Source organism: Vibrio sp. D431a (genome assembly GCF_030248655.1).
GTDB classification, from domain to species: Bacteria; Pseudomonadota; Gammaproteobacteria; order Enterobacterales; family Vibrionaceae; genus Vibrio; species Vibrio alginolyticus.
Genome location: NZ_JAHGAP010000032.1, coordinates 1 through 22,865, shown reverse-complemented (window position 1 = coordinate 22,865; position 22,865 = coordinate 1). Strand labels below are relative to the sequence as shown.

The following is a 22,865-nucleotide window of genomic DNA, read 5'->3' as shown; positions in this document are numbered from 1 at the left end:
ATTTAGATTCAAATAACCGATAAGAATCGCAGTGGTATGATGTTTGTTTGTGGCTTTTCATCGCAATCCATGCCATATTTCACCGGATCAGCATACTCAGTATCGGGTATTGTGTTTCCATCAAGTAACTAATCTGGAGCCAAAACATGTCTCACGAAGATGAATATCTATCAGTAGAAGAATTAATTGAGATTCAAAAGGAAGAGACTCGCGATATCATTGCAGCATTGCTAGAAGATGGCAGCGATCCAGATTCGCTATACGAAATTGAGCACCACCTGTTTGCCGAAGATTTTGACACGCTAGAAAAAGCGGTAGTTGAAGCATTCAAGATGGGCTTTGAAGTTCTTGAAGCAGAAGAAACTGAAGATGAAGATGGTAACAAGTTGCTTTGCTGTGATGCGACTATGGAGTCCGCACTAGACGCAGAAGCGATTGATGCGCAAGTTGAAAAATTGATTCACTTGGCAGAAAAATACGACATCATCTATGACGGTTGGGGTACGTACTACGAAGGCGAAGATGCGCTTTACCCTGAAGAAGATGAAGACGACGAGTAATCAAAGCTCACTACTTTTGGAAAAACCAGCGTTTAACGCTGGTTTTTTTATTCCTTGAAAAACTGACGAATGTGGAGGCGATAAATAATTCACATTGAGTTTATAGGGGATTTCTCCCTATAATGCGTGAAAATTGATCTAGCTCAAGGTGTATATGCAACTCTCACTCGCCGGTTTATGGCAAGTCTCTCCACTGACGGACCTTTCTATCCCACAGGATGACATTACTTTCCCTGCTCCTTTGAGTCAGGTATTGCCAGCTGAACTGACAGAAGAAGCAATTCGTCAGCAAGAGTGGCACCTGATGCATGACATTGAAGTGGATGAATCCATGATGGCATTCCCAGCGGTAGAAATGGTGTTGGGTGGTGTGGATTACCATGCAGAAGTGCGTTTGAACGGAGTAGCATTGTTTGACTGTGACGGTTCTCAAAATGTCTACAAGAAAGACATTCGCCCGTTCATGCAGATGGGGCGCAACCGTTTTGAGATCCTATTCCTTGAGGAAGAAGAAGATCTTCTGTTGGATGAGGATAAACCGGAGTTGTGTTCACTTGCAGATCATGAATACCAAAAGAGTGACGAGCGCTTAGGGGTATGGCAAGAGCCGTATCTGCAGTTTATTCGCAATGTGCGTTTAGACCGCGTGGCTACTGAACAGATTTGGCACCACGGTGGTGGTTGTGAGTTTAAGGTGGATTTGTACTACCAAACTTTTGCGCCGGGTTTAGTATCGGCATCGGTTAAGTTCAATGGCATGACTTACCATATTCCTATTGATGTCCGAGCGGAGCATGCGAGCGCTTTATTCCAGATCGAAGCGCCAAAGTATGCCGATCTTACTGATCCTGATCCAAGTGATCTCTACCAGTTGTCTGTTGAGTTGGATGGGCAGCACCAAAACTTCACTGTTGCCTTGAGCCAGGAGCTTTGTGTTACCCATGTTGTGCTTTAACGTCTAATAATATTATCTATTACAGCATCTTAAGCATTACGACTTCACATGCATCATGCCCTGTTTGTCCAAGCGGGGCATCGAGATGCTCAAAGCCTAGCTTTTCATACAAGCTTACCGCTTCTCTCAGACATTCAGTTGTCTCTAAATAGCACTGCTGATACCCAAATTGTTTCGCCAATTGTAAGCTCAATGCGACGATGCGTTTGGCTAAACCGTGTCCTCGTGTTTGAGGTAAGAAGTACATCTTTTGTAGTTCACACACATTTGGCTCGCCCGCTAAAGGGGCAAAGCCACCGCCACCAACGATCTCTCCGCGATGTTCAATGACCCAATAGGCGGCCCCGCATTGATTGTAAACCGAATACATATCATCAAGCGTTGGATCGGCCACACCATAACCTTTGTCTGCGGTTAAGCCGTATTCTGCAGAGACTTTACGAATCACATCTGCGACTTGCGGGTTGTCTGCTTTAGTAAGAGGTCGAAGAACGTATTCCTCAGACTGACACACTTTTGTTAGCCCTTTTAGGTAAGTCTCTAGACCAAGTTTGAGTTGCTCTTGCTCGCTGTCATCGAGTTGGGTAAGCAGTTGTTCAAAGAAGTGGTTTTGCTGTTGGTCCAGTTGTGATAACGCCTGTTGGCCTTGCTCTGTAATCGCTACGAGTTGACTACGTTTGTCTTTTGGGTTTTCGATGCTCTCGACCAAACCTAATTTAATCAAACCAGTAACGGTTCGGCTCGCGTTGGACTTGTCGACATTAAGCTGCTGTGCCAGCTGATTGATGGTCAATGGCTGCAATTGGATTTCACCCAATGCGTGCGCTTGCACTGGAGTGAGAGCGACATCGCTGCATTGTTTATCAAGCATACCAAGCAATCGGACGGCTTGACGGGAGTAGTGTCGAAGTTGACGAGCGTTCATTATCACTTACCTCTAAAAATAAAGTTGCGCACCGCAATTAAATTAATTGCGGTGCGCAACCTTGTCAATGGTAAATGTCATTTTTCTCGTTAGGAGACGTAGTGAGCCTCCATGTTTAAGCGTGGTGATGTAAACAAAACTGCGGTGCTGGAGTTTTTTCTGATGATTTACGCATCCATACTTTCTCGTGGAAGTAGTAAGCCACCGTGTTCAAACTTGGCTCTAACATCGCCATTACGCCGCCGACAAATGCATCACCTGTTAGTAAGTAAACCACGGTAAAAGCGACGCTGAAGTGCACGGTCGCAAAGCTTGCGGTTTTTAATTTGGTCATCCACTGACGAGCTTTAAGTGCTGGGACTTTTGCCCATGCCTTTTCATGAAAGTAGAAGGCTACGGTGTTCACTGAAGGCTCAATCATGGCAATTAAACTACCAATTAGAATGTCGCCTGTGAGTACGTAAGCGACACTAAATGCGATAGTAAAATGCAGTGCTGCGAAAGTTAGTGTCTTTTTCATGATAATTACTCAATCGTGTTTGTTTCGATGAGCTTATTATCGATAATAATTCTCATTAATGCTAATGGGTAATGAGTATTGTTGTGATAGGGGGAAGCTATTGATGATGGTTTTGGTGAAATGTATACAAAAAAGGTTGGCCATGATGACCAACCTTTTGAACCAAAAAGTGAGAAGTGCTAATTCTTCTCTTTCACTGAGGCTTAAAGCGCAGCGATCGTTGTCTTCTGCTCTTCTAGCTTAGCTAGCGTTTCTTTGTAGCCTTCAAGCTTCTCACGCTCTTTAGCAACAACTGCTTCAGGTGCTTTCGCTACGAAGCCTTCGTTACCTAGTTTGCCTTCGATACGCTTGATTTCGCCGTGAGTCTTCTTGATTTCGCCATCTAGACGAGCAAGCTCAGCATCTTTGTCGATCAGACCTGCCATTGGGATCATCAGCTCAGACTTACCAACCAGTGCTGTCGCACATGCAGGAGTTTGTTCGCCAGCTTCAAGCACGCGTACTGCTTCTAGCTTCGCTAGTGACATCAGTACTTGCTTGCTTGCTTCTAGACGAGAGGCATCTTCTGCATTTGCTGCTTTCAGCATAACGTCAAGCGGCTTACCAGGGTTGATGTCGTATTCAGCACGTAGGTTACGGATGCTGGTAATGAACGCCTTCACCCATTCGATATCATCTAGCGCTTCTTGGTTGAAGTTTGCTTCGTCGAATTGAGGCAGTGCTTGAAGCATGATTGTCTCACCTTCTACACCTTCAACTAGTGGCTTGATGCTTTGCCAGATAGTTTCAGTGATGTAAGGAATCACAGGATGAGCCAGACGTAGAGTCTTCTCAAGTACCGTGATTAGTGTACGGCGAGTACCACGCTGTTGCGCTTCAGTACCTTTCCATAGAACGGGTTTAGTTAGCTCTAGGTACCAGTCACAGAATTGGTTCCAGATGAATTCGTAAAGCGTGTTCGCAGCCATATCTAGACGGAAGTTGTCGATATGGTTGTTGAACGCTTTCGCTGCAAGTTCAAACTGAGACTCGATCCATTTGTCTGCTAGTGAGTATTCAATCTCACCACCGTTGAAGCCACAATCTTGCTCTTCTGTGTTCATCATTACGTAACGGCTTGCGTTCCATAGTTTGTTACAGAAGTTACGGTAACCCTCAAGACGCTTCATATCCCAGTTGATATCACGACCTGTTGATGCCATTGCTGCAAGAGTGAAACGTAGTGCGTCTGTACCGTATGCTTCGATACCGTTTTCAAACGTCTTACGAGTGTTCTTCTCGATCTTCTTCGCTAGCTGAGGTTGCATCATGTTGCCACAACGCTTCTCTACTAGAGACTCTAGGTCGATACCATCGATCATGTCGATTGGGTCAAGTACGTTACCTTTCGACTTAGACATCTTGTCGCCGTTTTCATCACGGATTAGACCAGTAACGTAAACCGTCTTAAATGGTACTTGTGGTTTGCCGTTTTCGTCTTTCACGAAGTGCATGGTCATCATGATCATGCGCGCAACCCAGAAGAAGATGATGTCGAAACCAGTTACTAGAACGTCTGAAGGGTGGAATACTTTCAGGTCGTCAGTTTGCTCTGGCCAACCTTGAGTACCGAACGTCCATAGTGCAGAAGAGAACCACGTATCCAGTACGTCTTCGTCTTGGTGCAGTTCAATGACTGACTCTAGGTTGTTGTTCTTACGAACTTCTTCTTCAGTGCGACCTACGTAAACATTACCTTGGTTGTCGTACCAAGCTGGGATGCGGTGACCCCACCATAGCTGACGAGAGATACACCAGTCTTGAACGTCACGCATCCAAGAGAAGTACATGTTTTCGTATTGCTTAGGAACGAATTGGATGTCGCCGTTTTCTACTGCTTCAACTGCGGTTTTCGCTAGAGGCGCAGTACGTACGTACCATTGGTCAGTTAGCATTGGTTCGATAACTACGCCACCACGGTCGCCGTAAGGAACTTGTAGATCGTGATCTTTCACTTCTTCAAGTAGGCCTAGCTCGTCGAATTCAGCAACGATAGCTTTACGAGCGGCAAAACGTTCCATACCGTGGTATTTAGCTGGTAGCTCAGTGCTGTAAGCGTCGCTTGCTTCGCCGTTGGTGTTGAATACTTCAGAAGCGTCACGGATGTTCGCGTCGAAAGTCAGAATGTTGATCATTGGTAACTGGTGGCGCTTACCAACTTCGTAGTCGTTGAAGTCGTGCGCAGGTGTGATTTTCACACAACCAGTACCTTTTTCCATATCTGCGTGCTCATCGCCCACGATTGGGATGCGACGATCAACGATAGGAAGAATGATTTCTTTACCGATAAGATCTTTGTAACGTGGATCTTCTGGGTTAACTGCAACACCAGTATCGCCTAGCATGGTCTCTGGACGAGTCGTTGCAACAACGATGTAGTCTTTGCCATCCGCTGTTTTAACGCCATCTGCTAGTGGGTAGCGGAAGTGCCACATGTTGCCTTTAGTGTCTTTGTTCTCTACTTCTAGATCTGAAATCGCTGTGTGTAGCTTTGGATCCCAGTTAACTAGACGCTTACCGCGGTAGATTAGGTCGTCTTCGTATAGACGTACGAATACTTCTTGAACAGCGTTAGATAGACCATCGTCCATCGTAAAGCGCTCACGATCCCAGTCGACAGATGCGCCAAGACGACGAAGCTGCTTAGTGATAGTGCCGCCAGATTCGCCTTTCCATTCCCAGATTTTGTCGATGAAAGCTTCACGACCGTAATCGTGTTTTGTTTTGCCTTCTTCTGCAGCGATCTTACGCTCAACAACCATCTGAGTTGCGATACCTGCGTGGTCCGTACCTACTTGCCAAAGAGTGTTTTTACCCTTCATGCGCTCACAACGGATAAGCGTATCCATGATCGTATCTTGGAACGCGTGGCCCATGTGTAGGCTACCAGTGACGTTCGGTGGCGGGATCATGATGCTGTATGATTCTTTAGTAGTGTCACCGTGTGGCTTAAAGTAGCCTTTCTCTTCCCAAGTCTGATACAGAGCTTGTTCGATTGAAGTTGGGTTGTATGTCTTTTCCATAGCGCTCTTTTAATGGATACGTTGATGGTTGAATCTAAGTCAATCTTTATAAGTGAACTCTCTGAGTGGAGAGCTTAACTATAAGGATTGACCGTTAAGGATATTGAATTTCGATCGTTTGCAGCTGGTAACCTGCTTGACGGTAAATTTTATACCTTTCTCTTGCGAGCTGTTTAGCTTTTTCTTCGCAAGGCACGAAGTCTACCACTTGAGCAAACTTGTTCGCAAAGGTTGTCTCATTTTCCGCCAAATTAATTACCAGCTGACGGTTCCAATTAGGTTTTACACCTTCATGGCCAATTTCAATATTGGTGGCGTATTTCGGTCCTTCGCCTACAAGATTATGTGCCATGAACTTGTCTGCATCAATTTGCCAAAAGGCTTCAGCGAGCTGCTCGGCATGCGGTTTGTCTTGGCAGTTCAGATATACTTTTGCGCCTTGGCGAGCAAAGTGCTGAGCCAAAAAAACAATGTATTCTTCAAAGCCAGCCACCGTTGCTTGCGGGCTCTCTTCGTTAATGATGTAGAAGGTTGCAGTTTGCATCATTCTCTCACTTGCCGTTGGTCTCTTCCTGAAACCATATTAAATCCGATTTTCATTTTAGAAAATCGAGGTAATAAAAAAGGGCCTTGCGGCCCTTTTAGATGTTGTTCAGAAATTACTCTTCTGTCTCTTGGCCGCTGCGGTTCAAAAGGAATTGGACAAGCATTGAGACAGGGCGGCCCGTTGAGCCTTTCGCTGCGCCTGATTTCCACGCGGTACCTGCGATATCGACGTGTGCCCAGTTGTACTTCTTCGCGAACTTAGATAAGAAGCAACCCGCAGTAATTGTGCCACCAGGGCGACCACCAATGTTTGCCATATCCGCAAACGGGCTCTTCAACTGTTCGTGGTACTCGTCTGCCATTGGTAGACGCCATGCACGGTCACTCGCTTGCTCAGAAGCGTTTACTAGCTCATGAGAAAGAGGGTTGTGGTTAGAGATTACGCCGCTGATATGGTGGCCTAGTGCGATAACACAAGCACCAGTTAGCGTTGCAACGTCTACTACGCAGTCTGGTTCGAAACGCTCTACGTAAGTCAGTGCGTCACAAAGAACGAGACGACCTTCCGCATCCGTGTTCAGAACTTCTACAGTTTGACCAGACATGGTTGTAAGGATGTCACCTGGACGGTAAGCGTTGCTGCCAGGCATGTTTTCACAGCCCGCTAGAACACCAATAACGTTGATTGGTAGGTTTAGCTTCGCCAGAGCTTTCATTGTACCGAATACCGATGCCGCACCACACATGTCGTACTTCATCTCATCCATACCTTCGCCCGGCTTTAGAGAGATACCGCCTGAGTCGAAGGTTAGACCTTTACCTACGAGCACAATCGGTTTTGCATCCGAGTCAGGGTTACCTTTGTACTCGATGATAGACATCATAGATTCGTTTTTAGAACCACGGCCTACTGCTAGGTAAGAGGTCATACCCAGTTTTTCCATCTCTTGCTCACCAATGATTTTGGTGGTTACGGTTTCGTAATCGTCCGCTAGACGACGAGCTTGAGAAGCAAGGTAAGCTGGATTAGCTACGTTTGGCGGCATGTTGCCAAGGTCTTTTGAGGCTTTGACACCTGATGCGATAGCAAGACCATGAGTGATTGCTTTTTCACCCAAGTTCAATTCACGACGCGTTGGTACGTTGAAAACAAGCTTGCGCAGTGGGCGGCGAGTCTCAGGTTTCACGCTCTTGAATTGATTAAATGTGTATAGACCATCTTTAGTCGCTTCTACAGCCTGGCGCACTTTCCAGTATGTATCACGACCCTTAACATGCAGTTCAGTTAGGAAACATACTGCCTCCATTGAGCCTGTCTCGTTAAGTGTGCTGATCGTCTTTTGAATGATTTCCTTGTACTGGCGCTCGCCAAGTTCACGCTCTTTGCCGCAACCGACAAGTAAAACGCGCTCTGACAAAACACCTGGTACTTGATGCAGTAGCAGCATCTGACCAGGTTTACCCTCTAGATCACCACGGCGAAGTAGTGAACTGATGTAACCGTCACTGATTTTATCAAGTTGTTCGGCTACTGGAGAAAGGCGACGTGGTTCAAACACACCAACAACGATACATGCGCTACGTTGTTTCTCTGGACTGCCACTTTTTACACTGAACTCCATGCGTACTCCTACATCCTGAAGACAAATTGCTCTAAATGTTAGATAATGATCGCTTACTTGTTGAATTTTAGCTCCAAGCTTACATGCAGAGCTGATTAAGCGACTAACATCTAGTTTATAATTTTTAAAAAAATAAATGGTTCAACGGGAAACTATAGTGATTCGACCAAAAAAACAAGTTTTGTATAGGTAATTTCAGCGTGATTATTGTTAGATATTTGATCCGCGAAACACTCAAGAGCCAATTTGCGATTTTTTTCGTGCTTTTTTTGGTGTTTGTAAGCCAGAAATTCATAAGTGTTCTTGCTGATGCTTCTGATGGGGATATTCCTGCTGGATTGATTTTCTCTATTGTTGGTTTGAACATGCCAGCAATGGGTCTGTTAATGCTGCCTTTAAGTCTGTATATCGGCATATTGATCACATTTGGTCGTCTGTATGCAGAGAGCGAAATTGTCGTAATGAACGCGACAGGTATTGGTAATAAATTCTTGGTTCAAGCGGCCTTATACCTAGCGTTGATTACTTCAGCGGTGGCGGCTTTCAATGCGTTGTGGCTATCGCCGTGGTCTCAAGACCGCGTTGAGCAGCTTTATGAGCAGGTAGCGTCAGAAAACAGCGTTGACCTACTTAAAAAAGGTCAGTTCCAAGGTACACCAGACGGTTCATCGGTTGTGTTCATCGATGACATTAAAGACAATACCTTGAGCAACGTTTTTGTTGCGCAGATGCGCCCTCGAGATTCAGTGTTACCGAGTGTGATGTTCTCATCTTCTGGTGAAGTAAAAGAGCTTTCGGACGGTCGTCAGATCATCACTATGAAAGAAGGTACGCGTTATGAAGGTGTGCCTACTCGCGTTGAATATATGATCACGAAATTCGATGAATACGAAGGTGTTATCGGCCAACGTGAGGTCAAAAAGAAAGGGCGAGACTGGGAAGCATACCCAACGGTTGACTTGATAGGTCACCCAGATCCAGAGGCGCAAGCGGAGCTACAATGGCGAATTTCGTTATTTGTGTGTATTCCACTCTTAACAATGCTCGTTATTCCTTTGTCTGCGGTGAATCCGCGTCAGGGACGGTTTGCCAAAATGGGGCCTGCGATTCTGATCTACCTAGCGTATTTCTTGGCGATCAGTGCAACCAAATCTGCATTAGAAGATGGTGACATCCCGGCTGCTATTGGTATGTGGCCAATCAATGCGATGTTGCTGATTGTTGCTATCATGGCGAATATGATGGACAGCGTTGCTGCTAGACGAATAAAAGACAAATTCCGCAAGAAGAGGCTCGCGTAAGCTGTGTTCAAAATCTTAGACCTTTACATCGGTAGAACCATCATCTCTACCACTGCCTTGGTTTTAGCGACGTTTGTTGGCTTATCGGGCATCATCAAATATGTAGAACAGCTACGTAAAGTAGGGCGAGGTGTGTACGACCTCACTCATGCGTTGTACTTTGTGTTACTCAGTGTGCCGCGTGATATCGAAATGTTCTTTCCAATGGCGGCATTACTCGGTGCCCTGATCGGCTTAGGTATGTTGGCTTCAAGCTCTGAGCTGGTGGTGATGCAAGCTGCTGGTTTCTCTAAGCTGGATATCGGGTTATCGGTACTCAAAACGGCCGTCCCGCTCATGATTGTCGTTATGGCGTTAGGTCAATGGGGCGCTCCTGAGGCCCAGAAGATGGCCCGTGACTTACGTGCGTTTGCGATATCAGGTGGTAGCATTGTGTCTGTGCGCTCAGGTGTGTGGGCTCGTGACGCAAACGACTTTATCTTTATAGGTAAAGTCGAAGACGACAAACTTTATGCTTTAAATATGTGGCGTTTTGATGATGATAAGAATCTACAAAAAGTTATTTTCGCCGAAGAAGTCGACTACCAACAAGATAACAACTGGCTGATGCGCTACGTACAAATTACGGACATGGAAAATGAAAACGTAATTTCAAAGCAAGACATCGAACAGATGGAGTGGCACACCTCTTTGGCACCGGATAAGCTAGCTGTGGTGACCGTGAAGCCAGAAGAACTGTCACTGAGCGGTTTGTATGATTATGTGACTTACCTAAAAGCATCGGAACAAGACGCATCTCGCTATGAGTTGGCGTTTTGGCGTAAGTTGACTCAGCCGCTTTCAATTGCTGTGATGATGTTAATGGCGCTATCTTTTGTTTTCGGTCCACTCAGAAGCGTGACCATGGGGGCAAGGGTATTGTCGGGCGTGGTTGCCGGGTTTACTTTTTACATATCCAGTGAGTTCTTTGGTCCATTAAGCTTGGTATATGGCATATCCCCAGTGTTTGGTGCTTTGGCCCCGAGTTTGGTGTTCTTAGCTATTGCGATTGCACTGCTACGAAGAAAGCTATAACTGAAGCATCATCGAATAAACCAAGTTTTACCGAACCAAATGTAAAAGGAAGGCATTACGCCTTCCTTTTTTGTGTTCCCGGATAAGTTAGTTTGCCTTAGGCAACACAACAACCTCTGTTTTGGCCCAAATGTCGTGGAAACCACGTTTCTTCGGATCAATCGGTACAGTCAAATTTGCCAAGCCAAAGCCAGATGTCGAAATACGAATCAGAGCTTGAGTTACCGTAATTGGTGCTCCGTCTTTGGCATTGCGAACTCGAAGCTTCCAAGCGCGCATCCCAAGAGTTTGTCCTGCTCGCGTCCAGAAGAACACAAAGAAATATATCCACACACCCGCAAGATAAAGTGTAAATAGAGGGCTCAATACAGGGTGCTTTCCGAGCATATCTGCGGCATCAGCGTACTCGCCATAGCTCAACAATCCTGCTGCATTTAGTGCAAACACAACGGCCATAACAATACCAGCGGCCATCATTTCAATTGCGATAATAATCAATGTGTCGTAAATCAACGCTGCAAGTCGACGAAAGAGACCAGCAGGTGGAAGAGTTGTAGACGTTGTCATTATTCCATCACTTACCTTAAAAATTGTGCGTCAGAATATAGATTCCCTCACCAAGAGAAAAGAGACCTAACGCACAGAGTCTTTAATTGTGTATAAACGAAGAGACTTTTCTGCCCTACGTTATCAGCACATGTCATGATACACGAGGCCGTGCAGCAATATGTTTCGACTGAATTCGACTCTCTTAACCATTGGCTTTTTGGTCTGTGACCAGATTAGATAGCTGAGAGAGTTGGTGTTTCTCATCTTCGGTATAATGTTGGCTTAATGAAAGCTCTAAAGCTTTTTCTGACAGCTTGATTGCTGGTGACAAAAATAACTTAGGGTGCATACTAGAGAGAGCTAGCAAGGCCTTTTGTAGGCGAATCTGTATTTGGAGTTGCGCTGCACCATCGTGTGCTATCGGCAAAAAGACATCATCAAACAAATCCTGGTAGCTCAATGCGGGCACAAATAGTCTAGGATATCGAGTTTTGGCTGGCGGCTCACTGAGTAGGTCTCCCCATAATGAAAGTGCTCGTACAGAACGCCCAAGAACGTCAATCGCGGTGCCATTATCATTTACAGCCGGAGATAGTGCTCGTGAGGCGATTTCCGCCATAACGACTAAACCAAAGCGAGGGTCCTGATCATATGAACGCTCCGTTCGAATCGTGAAGGCTGCCGTTACTTCGCTTTCGTCTGGCAATTCTCCACAAACCCAAGCCAATGGTTGACCTACGTACACAAAACTTCCCGGTTGTCGCTCAAGGTAGATGGTGCATTGGTTTGCTTCAGCAATACTATCGAGGTGATGCATATCAACATGCTGTAAGTAGCCAATTTCTTGGCTCAAAATAGGTTTACTTCCTCTGGGCTTATGCTCTGGGTGGCTCCATGGGTGAGCACCTAGCCAGCGCTCTTTGCCCCGTTTTCTTATCGCATCTAACAAGGCTTGCTCTACGTATGAAGTGGTTTCACTGACCCTTCCTAGTACGGAAAGGTGCTGAATCCAACGTAGCAGAGTGAGTATGATCATCACGATTACGGCGATAGTCACGATGAATAGATAAATTTGTGCTTGTTGATGATAGGCCCCAATACCTAGCGCGATAATTCCTACCAAACTAAATAGAAAAGAGCCAAGAAAGGTTGCTAAGGCATTTTGTGTTGTGCTGTCTTCCATCAACAGTTTTGTCGCTCGCGGCGTTACCCCTGCACTAGCGGCACTGTACGCTGAGACCATAATATTGAGAGAGAATGTAGTCACTGCAAGCATGGAGGTTGCGAGGATATTTAATATGTTGTTCAACAAATCCTTGCTGACGTTGATGGCAGGGGGCAGAGTAATGAACTGGTTTAAAACAATCGACATTAAGGCGGTAGCAACAGCTAGTAATGCGTAGAGTGACGTCCGGACCCACAGTTTTCGTGTCATCTGTTTCAGTAACCACTGCCATTTTGCCCCAGTCATTCTTTGCTCCTATTCAGTTCTCACTAGAAAGTCGATAGAAAATTCAGAAAGTTATTCTTGCTTAAGCATAGGTTAAATGCCCGTCGTTCTGCTTGATATTTCATGCATCACGAAAGTAAGAAAGCTGCTTGCTTCAAAGAATGGTGCTCTTGAGGTGTGAATTACCACGATTCTGTTACCTTAATTGATAGATGAATTAAAAGTATGTGATTGAAAAGAGGTAGCGCATGATTGTAATTACAGGTGCAAGTAGCGGCTTAGGGGCGGAACTAGCAAAGCGTTATGATGCGGAAGGCAAAGAGACGTATGTAATAGGAAGAAATACAGAAAAACTATCCGCACTAGCAAAACAACTCTCTCATAACGTCGGCTATCAAGCTTGCAACCTCTCATTACATCAAGGTGTGAAACAGCTCTTTGATGGGATGAAACAGCCGCCTGAAATGGTCATTCATAGTGCAGGAAGTGGTTATTTTGGCTTACTGGAAGAGCAGGAGCCGGAAGAGATTCAAAAGTTGATTGATAACAACCTGAATTCTGCGATTCATGTGTTAAGAGAGTTAGTAAAGCGTTACAAAGATCATCCAATAAAAGTGGTCATGATCATGTCCACTGCCGCGCAACAACCTAAAGCGCAAGAGTCTACGTATTGTGCAGTGAAATGGGCCGTCAAAGGATTAATTGAGTCGGTTCGTTTGGAGCTAAAAGGAAAACCTATGAAAATTATCGCGGTTTATCCTGGTGGAATGGATACGGAATTCTGGAAAACAAGCGGCAATACGATGGACACGAGTCACTTCATGCAAGCAGAAGATGCCGCAGAGATGCTCCATAATGCGTTGTCGAGCATTGGGAATGGTTATGTTTCTGATATTACAGTGAATAGAATTTAAAAAGAGTTTCGTATACTCACTTTCATCTGGAAGAGTAGTAGAAAATGGAGCGTACGTTTCTTATGAGTACAGCTTTGTCACACTTTGTGGCGAAATTATCAGCAAACGATAGTTATTTAAGGTATTTCTGCTTGCGCAGGTCAAAAGCTTACGTATAATGCCAACCATCAAAGGGCAATAGCCCAAAGATGCCGGTGTGGTGAAATTGGTATACACGACGGATTCAAAATCCGTTGCCTTCGGGCGTGGCGGTTCAAGTCCGCCCACCGGTACCATATTAGAAAGGTCGCTTTTATAGCGGCCTTTCGTCGTTTTAGGTGCTCGTAAATATCAAAAGGAAGTTAGCGTTGCCTTCGCGGTGGCGGCAGGAATGCCAGTCCAATCAACTCCGTCTACCGGTACCATATTTTAAGACAGAGCCTCGATGAAAGTCGGGGCTTTGTTGTATCTGGATCTTCAAAACAAAAAAGCGCGAGGGGTATGCCTCGCGCAAACTACTACATGGTGATAGTAGGAACAGCCTATAGAGCTGTGAACAAGGTATTTTGAGTGTTCGGAGTCCAGTCTGCTTGGGACACGTGCGGTACATCAACTAGATAACGCAAACCTTGATAAGTCACCACATCACCTTGTTTATAGGAAACATTCTGAGTCCAGTTAGTGGCTGGGTCTGCATTTGTCCAAAGGCTAGAGGTTGGAGATGGTGCCCAATCTTGTTGCGCAGTATGGTTTGTTACAGCCTGGTATACAGTACCTAGGTGTAAGACGTAATCGCCAGCGTCGTAGTTATGACCAACTTGCCAGTTCGGTGTGTAGTTATCCATTGTGTCGAAGTCATAACCCGCTTGTTTTGCTAACTGTATAAACTTAGCGAGCTTAGGTAGGTTTTGCGTTGCCCCCATGCCACGCTTACCATCTTCAAATAGGAACTCGTGAGTTAATACGATAACTTTATCGGCGTGTAAAGGTGTACCACATGGGAACTCTTGAGCTTTGGAGTTGATCGGGTTAATCGTTGTTGGTGCACAAGTGTTTAACGCGGAATCCACATATCCAAGAAATGCTTCTGCTTCTGTAAGGCTGTTTGCTGGCATTTCAATGCCCCAATTTTCGGGTGCCCAGTCCACATCCCAACCGTGAGTTTGATAGCCGTTATTCGCTAGGATATTTTGAACCTCGATAGCTGCTTTTACACTGTTGGATGGGTTGGATGTATCGCATACATATCCTGGTTCCCAAGGTTTCAGGTCATCAGACGTGGCACATAACCCATCTGCTTTGAAGTCTTTCGTCACGCGCCAACCGTTGGTGTAGGGCAGTCTAGCAAACTCTGTTGCCTTGTAGTTCGGGTAGCTTGTAATGTTCGGCAAATACTTTGCTAACACAGATAAGTTTTCCGTAAACATTGAGGCATCGTAAACAGGGTCTTGATACGAGTTAAGCTGGTGGTCCCCGGTCGCATTACACTCCGCAGCACTGTTCGGTCCAAACTCATCCACGCAGTTGTGCACCATGTGATCGTAACTGTGGTTCGCAACAATATGACCAGTGTCTAATGCGAGCTTTAAGGCTTCTAGGGAACGGTCTTCATTCTCATCACCAATTCCATCTAAATGCCAAGCATTAAAGTAAAACGTCGCTTTGATATCTTCCTGGTTAAGTACTTGAATAACGTCAATAGATGCATTGATTGGTCCATCATCAAACGTTAGATAAATTGTGCCTTTAGAGTCGGTTTGAGCAAATGAGTGTTGTGATAGTGCGGCACTTACAAGCGTTGCAATAGCCAATTTATTAAATTTCATTCTCTATTCCTTTTAAGAAATTAATAACGACGTTGTCAGTAGTAAAATATTGATAATTTGAAACTTAATGTGATGTCTTAAATTATTTTATGACTTTTATCCTAGACCTAAATAATTACAAAAAAATAGGTGGTATTTTCTAAATTGGGATTGTGTTCACGAATAATGCAACCGGTTGCGCTTTTTTGTCTTGGTTATTTTTGCTACAGTTTTTGCAGGTTGAAATTTACACAACGGGAGTAAGGCTATGAAAAAGATCCTTTTATGCTGTAGCGCAGGGATGTCCACCAGTATGCTTGTTAAGAAAATGGAGCAAGCTGCTGAAAATAAAGGAATTGAATGCAAAATTGATGCGATGTCAGTGAATGCATTTGAAGATGCAATTAAAGAGTACGATGTTTGTCTTCTCGGGCCTCAAGTACGTTTTCAGCTAGAAGAGCTAAGAAAAACGGCGCAAGAGCATGGTAAAAACATTGACGCGATTTCTCCTCAGCATTATGGAATGATGAAGGGAGAGGAAGTACTAGAGCAAGCATTAGAATTAATTAACTAAACCATAGTTTTAAATTAAAAAAGATAACTGTACATCAAATATAAATATTTGATGTGGGATTCTTTTGCCTAAAATAAGGATGGATTCTATGAAGCTTTATGACGCAATTATAGGCGCAGTCGAAAAGCATATAGCCCCTATAGCAGCTAAAGTGGGGAATCAGCCCCATGTTCGCGCAATGAGAGACGGTTTTATTGTCGCAATGCCGTTTATTATTGTTGGTAGTTTCATTTTGATTTTTGCATTCCCCCCATTTGCCGAAGATACAACCTTTACTTTTGGTCGAATTTGGCTCGATTTCGCCACTACACATTTTGATACCATAATGATGCCCTACAACATGTCGATGGGGATCATGACCATTTTTGTTTCGCTGGGCGTTGCTTATAGTTTAGCGAAGGCTTACAAGATGGATGGGATCACGAGTGCTGTATTGTCACTAATGTCTTTTTTACTCATTGCGGCCCCAGCTAAAGATGGCGCGTTGTCTATGTCTCACATGGGCGGAACCGGGATCTTCACCGCAGTGATGTGTGCATTTTTCTCGGTGGAGCTCTACCGTTTTATGAAAAAGCACAATATTACGATTCGCATGCCAGAGCAGGTGCCACCGGCGATTGCGCGATCATTTGAAGTATTGCTACCAGTCTTAGCGATATTCATTACCTTATATCCACTTAGCCTTTTCGTACAAACCCAGTACGACATGCTGATTCCAGATGCTGTTATGGCTATCTTTAAACCGCTAATCAGTGCGTCTAACTCATTGCCTGCCATTATTGGCGCTTTATTGCTTTGCCAGCTACTTTGGTTTGCGGGTATTCATGGTGCTGCAATTGTTGTTGGACTGCTTTCTCCAATCTTTTTGACCAACATTGGTGCCAACATTGAAGCCTTTGTTGCAGGTGAACCGATTCCAAACGTATTTACTCAACCGTTCTGGGATTTTTACATCTTTATTGGCGGCTCTGGTGCAACACTTGCTCTTGTTATGCTGATGTCGTTTAGCCGTTCTGTTCACCTTAAGAGCATTGGTCGAATGAGTGCGGTGCCTGGCTTTTTCCAAATCAACGAACCAGTGATCTTCGGTAGCCCAGTTGTGATGAACCCGACCTTGTTTATCCCGTTCGTCTTCGCTCCAGTCATCAACGCTACGATTGCGTATTTTGCTGTGCATGTCGGCTTTGTGGGTATGGGGGTCGCTACAACACCTTGGACAACACCGGCACTGATAGGTGCTTCGTGGGGTAGCGGTTGGACCTTTGCGCCAGTATTGCTCGTCATTGGTTTATTAATTCTTGATCTAATCATCTACTTCCCATTCTTCAAAATGTTTGAGAAGCAAATGTTGGAGCAAGAACTACCAACGACGAAGGAAACTAAAGGTGATACGCAGCCGTCAGGCGAAGGCGTTACTGCTTAACTGTGCTTAATGGGCCGCAATTACCGCGGCCCGATTTTCGGAGAGAAAATGATGGAACAAGAATTGGTTGTAATGGAGATCATTTGCAATGCTGGTGAAGCCAGAAGTTTAAGCTACGAGGCATTGCGTTTATCTCGAGAACAAGATTTTGAAGCGGCTGATGAGAAGCTCTCTCAAGCAAGAGAGTGCATTAATAAAGCCCACTTAATACAGACTCAGCTTATTGAAGAAGATCAGGGAGAAGGGAAAGTCCCGATGACGTTAGTGATGGTGCATGCTCAAGATCACCTAATGACTACGATTTTGGCTCAAGAGATGGCTGTAGAAATCGTCGCACTGAACAAAAAAATCTCGAACAAATAAAGGGGGATGAAAATGTCTAGAGAGGCGATCAAGCTTGCCATTATTGGCGGTGGTAGTAGCTATACCCCGGAATTGGTTGAAGGGGTTATTAAGCGCTTAGAATATTTACCCGTTAAGAAAATCCATTTTGTGGACATTGAGTCAGGAGCTGAGAAGCTTGAGATCATCAAAGGATTGGCTCAGCGAATGGTCGATAAAGCCGGAGCAAAAATTGAGATAAAAGCCGGTTTCGATCGCCGTGCTGCGATAAAAGATGCGGATTTTGTGATGACGCAGTTTCGTGTTGGTGGCCTTGCTGCACGCGCTAACGATGAGCGAATCCCAATCAAGTACGACGTCATCGGCCAAGAAACAACGGGCCCTGGTGGTTTTGCTAAAGCACTGCGAACCATTCCGGTCATTCTTGATATCTGTAAAGACATTGAAGAGTTGGCTCCAAACGCATGGATGCTCAATTTCACCAACCCAGCGGGTTTAGTTTCCGAAGCGGTCAGTAAGTACACCAAAGTAAAGAGTATTGGTTTATGCAATGTGCCCGTTTCAATGGAAATGATGATTGCAGAAATGATGGAGTGCGAGCCAAAAGAGCTGCAACTTGAGTTTGCTGGGTTAAACCATCTCGTGTGGGTACACAAAGCATGGCTCAATGGGGAAGATATTACTCAAACGGTATTAGAGAAAGTCGGTGATGGTGCCAACTTCAGTATGAAGAATATCTGGGAAGAGCCGTGGGATCCGGCATTTCTAAAAGCACTGGGGGCGATACCATGTCCTTATCATCGTTACTTCTACCAAACTGATGCCATGCTTGCTGAAGAGAAACAAAGTGCCGATGAAAAAGGCACTCGTGCTGAGCAGGTAATGGAAACAGAAAATGCGCTATTTAAGCTCTATCAAGATCCTACCCTCGATCATAAGCCGAAAGAGTTAGAGGAGCGGGGTGGTGCTTATTATTCTGATGCATCACTGAACCTAGTTGATTCAATTTATAACAATCGTAATAGTATTCATGTTGTTAACGTTTTAAATAATGGAGCGATCAACGGCCTACCTGACGATGCTGTGATTGAATGTAGTGCCGTGATTGGTAGCTGGGGGGCGAAACCTCTTGCGGTTGGCGAGTTGTCAAACAATATCAAAGGATTACTCCATCAAGTTAAAGCGTATGAGCAGCTAACAATAGAAGCTGCTGTCGAAGGTAATTATGACAAGGCGCTTATGGCATTAACCAATAACCCATTGGTGCCTGACATTGGCCGCGCCAAGTCAATCCTGGATGATATTCTGGCGGTGAACGCTCCGTATTTACCTCAATTTAAACTAACGACGTTGTAAGACTAAGGAAGGGCGCCGATGAAAGTCATTTTTAATGCTGATGATTTTGGTTTAACGAGAGGTGTAAATAACGGCATCGTTAAAGCTCATCAGCAAGGTGTGGTTCATTCAACCACCATGATGGTGGGTATGGATGCTGAGCAACATGCCTTAGAACTAGCTCGCCATAATCCAGACTTGAAAGTTGGCGTTCATCTTAGGTTTACAGCAGGTGTGCCTATAACGAAGCATCGTAACTTGACTAACGGCCGAGCGCACTTTATCAACTATGACGAACTTTGGAGTAAGCAGGACTTCGAAACACAGGTCGTTTATGATGAAGCAAAAGCTCAGGTGGAACATTTTTTATCGCTTGGGTTAGAGCTAAGCCACTTAGATAGCCATCATCACGCGCATACTCACCCTCAAATTTTGCCCGTTATTAAAGAAGTAGCGAATGAATACCGAGTGCCACTGCGGGGCACTGGCTTGTGTCAAGAATCGATGACAATCAGGTATATCTTTACTGATGAGTTTTATGATCAAAAAGTGAGCTTGGATGGCTTAATGGCACATCTATTGAGCTTAAAAGCTGACTATGACTTGGTTGAGGTGATGTGCCACCCGGCAGAGGCCGATCAGGCGCTTATCTTAAAGAGTGGCTATGCGCTTCAGCGAGAGCTAGAGTTACAAGTTCTTACCTCTCCCATTTTAAAAGAACAGTTAGCTCATCATGGTATAACTGTCACGGATTACTCTGAGCTTGTTTCTACCAATCAAATGGTCGGTGTATGATTAAAGGCTGCCAGCTTCGCCCCCTATAGCACCTTACGAATTGCTGGCAGCCGTTCTATACAAACGAATATTTAATAACAATTGCAGTTGGACCCAATAGCATTATGGCAAGGATTAAAGATGTAGCCGAACTCGCCGGTGTAAATCGCTCTACCGTTTCTCGAATTATTAATGGAGAGGGGAAATTTCGTGAGGAAACTCGAAAAAAAGTAGAGCAGGCTATGGCGCAATTGAATTATCGTCCCAGTGCAATTGCTCGTTCACTCGCAACCTCATCCAGTAATATGGTTGGGTTATTGGTGACTTACTATACGGGGGGCTTCTTTGGCGAGATGATGGAGCAGGTTCAGACCGAGCTGGATATTCATAAGAAGTTTTTGATTACAGCTCAAGGCCATCATTCTGCACAAGGTGAAAAAGAGGCAATTCAGCGTTTTAATGATTTACGTTGTGACGGCTATGTACTTCATAGTCGTTATTTGTCAGATGATGACTTACGTGAACTAGCTAAACAGCCAACACCTTTCGTTCTCCTGGATCGCTACGTGGAAGGAATAGAAGAGCGTTGTGTTACCTTTAACCATCATCATGCAAGCCGTATTGCCGTTGAGCACCTTTTAGCTGGTGGTCATCGAAAGATTGCTTGTATTGCCGGTCCATCCCAACGTCATAACAGTGTATTGAGAAAGCTTGGGTATATTGATGCAATGAAGGATGCTGGTATAGATATTGATGAAAGCTGGTGTGAAGAAGGGAATTATGGCCGGCAAAGTGGTTATGATGCAATGGCTGCAATTTTACAACGACACCCTGATGTGACGGCTGTCTTTTCGTGCAGTGAAGAAATGACGGTTGGCGCAATGCAGTACTTACACGAGCACAGTATTTCTGTACCAGAGCAAATCTCATTAACTAGCTTTGACAGTGTTGATCTTTGTGAAAGTCTTTACCCTACAGTATCAGCAGTGCACTTTCCTATCAGTGACATGGCCCGTGTAGCGGTACAAACGTTAATGGGACTAGTCAAAGATCAAGAAGTAATAGACAAGCCTGTGTTCGAGGCCAAGCTTAAAATACGCAAAGCAGATCTCTCCTTAAAGTAGCTTACTTCTATCTAATCAAGTGAGTCGCTTAGAAATAACGGTTTGATGTTTTGATAGTTACTGATGAATTTATTCACAAAATTTACTAGTATTCTAACTCTCTTAAGAAATATAAATCAGTAGTGAATAAGTGGCAGCCATTAAACTAACGGTCGATCGTATTCAACCCGGATTACATATCCGTCTTCCGCTAAAGTGGAACGATCACCCCTTTCTACTCAATAGCTTTAAGATTAAAGACCAAGAGCAAGTCGAGATGATCCGCCACCTCGGCGTAAAGTTCGTTTACTTTAATCCAGAGCAAAGCGATGCCGTTCCACTCCCTGTTGATCAAAGACAAGCTGACAGAGTAACAAATGAAGCGTCGTTAGATCATGAAACTCAAAAAATGTGGCAAGAAAAACAGAACCGCATAGAAAAGTTAAGTGCATACCGTCGACGCGTGATTCAGTGTGAAAAAGAGTTTGAGCGCTCTCTGGCACGTATGCGTTCAGTCATGACTAAAATCCGTAACCGTCCGACAGCAGCAGTTGATGAAGCAAAGCTTCTTATTGAAGATATCGTCGAGAAGTTAATGTGCGATGATAATGTTACGTTACATCTGATGAACGGAAAAAATGAGTTTGAAGATATTTATTTCCACTCATTGAACGTGGCTGTTATCTCTATGATGATTGGCCGTGCTAAAGGGTACTCAGCAGCACAGTTGAAAGAGCTTTCCTTTTCCGCACTATTCCATGATATCGGGAAAATAAAAATCCCGACTGCAATATTAAGAAAGCAACTACCTCTAACAGAGCCAGAAACCAACTACTTAAAGTTGCATACTAAATATGGCGTCGATCTTGCGAGTCAAATCGAGGCTTTTCCCGAAGTCGCGAGAATTGTGATCGCGCAGCACCATGAGCTAAGAGATGGGTCTGGTTATCCTAAAGGCCTGAAAGGAGATGAGATCAACGAGTTTGCTCAAATTATTGCTGTAGCCAATGCGTTTGATAACTTGTGCCATACCCCGATAGTCTCAGACCAAAAGATTCCTTATACCGCACTCTCTCATTTATATAAGAACTGTAAACACCTATATAAAGAAGAGAACCTGAACATCCTAATTAAGTTTATGGGCGTGTTTCCTCCGGGTACCGTAGTTCAGCTTTCTAATAATATGGTCGGCCTGGTTATCTCAGTGAATGCATCGCATCTATTATTCCCGAATGTCTTGGTTTACGATCCATCAGTACCAAGGACGCAAGCGCCAATCATTGATCTTGCCTCAAAAGATATAAAGATAGTTAACGCGATTCATCCGTCAAAATTACCGGATAAAGTAAAAGAGTATCTAAATCCGCGTTCGCGTATTTCTTATTTCTTTGATAGTGATGAGTAGTTATCCACAGCTTTTTGTGGGTAAATTGTATAAATCCTGAGTGTTATTTCTGGGTAATTTTAGGGTTGGATGGAAAGTATCCATTTGGCATGTTTTTTTAGAAAAAATGCATTTTTAGTATTGCCAAAGAAAATCTTCTCCCTATAATGCGCATCCATCGACACGGCAGACGTCACAAGGCTTCAGCAGGGTCGAAGAGGTAAAAAGCTTCTACAAAAAATTAGTTTAAAAAAGTGTTTGACACTAACGACTAAATCGCTAGAATGCACCTCCGCTTTGAGAGAAAAACTTCTCGCAAAGCAAGCTCTTTAAAAATATAGACCTATCAATCTGTGTGGGCACTCGTTGATGATAATCCAATTAGATATTTCTTTCTTAACAGAAAGCGGTATCAAATTAGGTTTCAATGAAACGAAGTGACCATTCGAATTGGGAAGCAGCCTTGAGCTGTTTTGTTTTACTTTTTCAAAAGTAAAAACCAATAAGAGCACAGTCAATTCAAACATTACTTCTGCTATTTATTAGCGAAAGGAATGTTCAGTATTCATTGAGCCGAACAAAATCTTAAATTGAAGAGTTTGATCATGGCTCAGATTGAACGCTGGCGGCAGGCCTAACACATGCAAGTCGAGCGGAAACGAGTTATC

Annotated in this window: 20 protein-coding genes, 1 tRNA gene and 1 rRNA gene; 14 read left to right on the top strand and 8 right to left on the bottom strand. The window is 44.4% G+C overall.

Annotated elements, in window-relative coordinates:
* Positions 1-146: 146 nt before the first annotated feature.
* Positions 147-560: a ribonuclease E inhibitor RraB gene (rraB, locus tag KJB35_RS24145; RefSeq protein WP_005381081.1), complete on the top strand. Its 414-nt coding sequence runs from the start codon at positions 147-149 to the stop codon at positions 558-560.
* 154 nt (positions 561-714) lie between these two features.
* Complete coding sequence (locus KJB35_RS24140; RefSeq protein ID WP_104975633.1) at positions 715-1,515, top strand: hypothetical protein; 801 nt, start codon at positions 715-717, stop codon at positions 1,513-1,515.
* Positions 1,516-1,534: 19 nt separating this feature from the next.
* Here the strand turns inward: KJB35_RS24140 and KJB35_RS24135 are convergent, their stop codons facing one another.
* From KJB35_RS24135 to pepA, 5 genes are all read right to left on the bottom strand, one after another.
* The gene (locus tag KJB35_RS24135) at positions 1,535-2,440 is read right to left on the bottom strand and encodes a bifunctional helix-turn-helix transcriptional regulator/GNAT family N-acetyltransferase (protein ID WP_213908214.1); all 906 of its coding nucleotides are present in this window, start codon (positions 2,438-2,440) and stop codon (positions 1,535-1,537) included.
* Positions 2,441-2,555: 115 nt separating this feature from the next.
* Entirely contained in the window at positions 2,556-2,960 is a 405-nt protein-coding gene (locus tag KJB35_RS24130) for a DUF2061 domain-containing protein (protein WP_169628884.1), read from the bottom strand.
* A gap of 203 nt (positions 2,961-3,163) precedes the next feature.
* Positions 3,164-6,022 carry a valine--tRNA ligase gene (locus KJB35_RS24125; RefSeq protein ID WP_285469857.1) on the bottom strand — a complete coding sequence of 953 codons (2,859 nt, stop codon included), beginning with the start codon at positions 6,020-6,022 and terminating at the stop codon, positions 3,164-3,166.
* Positions 6,023-6,116: 94 nt separating this feature from the next.
* Positions 6,117-6,566, bottom strand: coding sequence for a DNA polymerase III subunit chi (locus KJB35_RS24120; protein ID WP_005432852.1), 450 nt, complete (start codon positions 6,564-6,566; stop codon positions 6,117-6,119).
* 115 nt (positions 6,567-6,681) lie between these two features.
* Positions 6,682-8,190: a leucyl aminopeptidase gene (gene pepA, locus KJB35_RS24115; protein WP_005381073.1), complete on the bottom strand. Its 1,509-nt coding sequence runs from the start codon at positions 8,188-8,190 to the stop codon at positions 6,682-6,684.
* A 200-nt stretch (positions 8,191-8,390) separates the two neighbouring features.
* On the opposite strand from pepA, the gene lptF reads away from it, so the two are divergent.
* The gene (gene lptF / locus KJB35_RS24110; RefSeq protein WP_005381072.1) at positions 8,391-9,491 is read left to right on the top strand and encodes an LPS export ABC transporter permease LptF; all 1,101 of its coding nucleotides are present in this window, start codon (positions 8,391-8,393) and stop codon (positions 9,489-9,491) included.
* A 3-nt stretch (positions 9,492-9,494) separates the two neighbouring features.
* A complete protein-coding gene (lptG, locus tag KJB35_RS24105; protein WP_005381071.1) occupies positions 9,495-10,565 on the top strand; it encodes an LPS export ABC transporter permease LptG in 1,071 nt (356 codons plus the stop codon).
* Between the two features lie 87 nt (positions 10,566-10,652).
* On the opposite strand, the gene KJB35_RS24100 is transcribed toward lptG, so the two are convergent.
* Positions 10,653-11,132 carry an RDD family protein gene (locus KJB35_RS24100; protein ID WP_005381070.1) on the bottom strand — a complete coding sequence of 160 codons (480 nt, stop codon included), beginning with the start codon at positions 11,130-11,132 and terminating at the stop codon, positions 10,653-10,655.
* A gap of 184 nt (positions 11,133-11,316) precedes the next feature.
* Positions 11,317-12,585: a DUF2254 domain-containing protein gene (locus KJB35_RS24095; protein WP_205461577.1), complete on the bottom strand. Its 1,269-nt coding sequence runs from the start codon at positions 12,583-12,585 to the stop codon at positions 11,317-11,319.
* Positions 12,586-12,812: 227 nt separating this feature from the next.
* Between KJB35_RS24095 and KJB35_RS24090 the strand changes: the two genes are divergently transcribed.
* Entirely contained in the window at positions 12,813-13,478 is a 666-nt protein-coding gene (locus KJB35_RS24090; protein ID WP_033906213.1) for an SDR family NAD(P)-dependent oxidoreductase, read from the top strand.
* A gap of 190 nt (positions 13,479-13,668) precedes the next feature.
* Positions 13,669-13,753 (top strand) — tRNA-Leu (locus tag KJB35_RS24085).
* Positions 13,754-13,999: 246 nt separating this feature from the next.
* Here the strand turns inward: KJB35_RS24085 and KJB35_RS24080 are convergent.
* The gene (locus KJB35_RS24080; protein WP_005381066.1) at positions 14,000-15,283 is read right to left on the bottom strand and encodes a carbohydrate-binding protein; all 1,284 of its coding nucleotides are present in this window, start codon (positions 15,281-15,283) and stop codon (positions 14,000-14,002) included.
* 247 nt (positions 15,284-15,530) lie between these two features.
* On the opposite strand from KJB35_RS24080, the gene KJB35_RS24075 reads away from it, so the two are divergent.
* From KJB35_RS24075 to KJB35_RS24040, 8 genes are all read left to right on the top strand, one after another.
* The gene (locus KJB35_RS24075; protein WP_025767645.1) at positions 15,531-15,836 is read left to right on the top strand and encodes a PTS sugar transporter subunit IIB; all 306 of its coding nucleotides are present in this window, start codon (positions 15,531-15,533) and stop codon (positions 15,834-15,836) included.
* Positions 15,837-15,924: 88 nt separating this feature from the next.
* The gene (locus tag KJB35_RS24070) at positions 15,925-17,259 is read left to right on the top strand and encodes a PTS sugar transporter subunit IIC (protein WP_005381064.1); all 1,335 of its coding nucleotides are present in this window, start codon (positions 15,925-15,927) and stop codon (positions 17,257-17,259) included.
* Between the two features lie 51 nt (positions 17,260-17,310).
* Positions 17,311-17,622: a PTS lactose/cellobiose transporter subunit IIA gene (locus KJB35_RS24065; RefSeq protein ID WP_031777269.1), complete on the top strand. Its 312-nt coding sequence runs from the start codon at positions 17,311-17,313 to the stop codon at positions 17,620-17,622.
* Between the two features lie 12 nt (positions 17,623-17,634).
* Positions 17,635-18,957 carry a 6-phospho-beta-glucosidase gene (locus KJB35_RS24060; RefSeq protein ID WP_005381048.1) on the top strand — a complete coding sequence of 441 codons (1,323 nt, stop codon included), beginning with the start codon at positions 17,635-17,637 and terminating at the stop codon, positions 18,955-18,957.
* An 18-nt stretch (positions 18,958-18,975) separates the two neighbouring features.
* A complete protein-coding gene (gene chbG / locus KJB35_RS24055; protein WP_005381046.1) occupies positions 18,976-19,731 on the top strand; it encodes a chitin disaccharide deacetylase in 756 nt (251 codons plus the stop codon).
* Positions 19,732-19,835: 104 nt separating this feature from the next.
* Positions 19,836-20,834: a LacI family DNA-binding transcriptional regulator gene (locus KJB35_RS24050; RefSeq protein ID WP_213908212.1), complete on the top strand. Its 999-nt coding sequence runs from the start codon at positions 19,836-19,838 to the stop codon at positions 20,832-20,834.
* Positions 20,835-20,964: 130 nt separating this feature from the next.
* The gene (locus KJB35_RS24045) at positions 20,965-22,218 is read left to right on the top strand and encodes an HD-GYP domain-containing protein (RefSeq protein ID WP_005381029.1); all 1,254 of its coding nucleotides are present in this window, start codon (positions 20,965-20,967) and stop codon (positions 22,216-22,218) included.
* Between the two features lie 566 nt (positions 22,219-22,784).
* Positions 22,785-22,865: ribosomal RNA gene (locus KJB35_RS24040) — 16S ribosomal RNA — on the top strand; the annotation flags it as partial.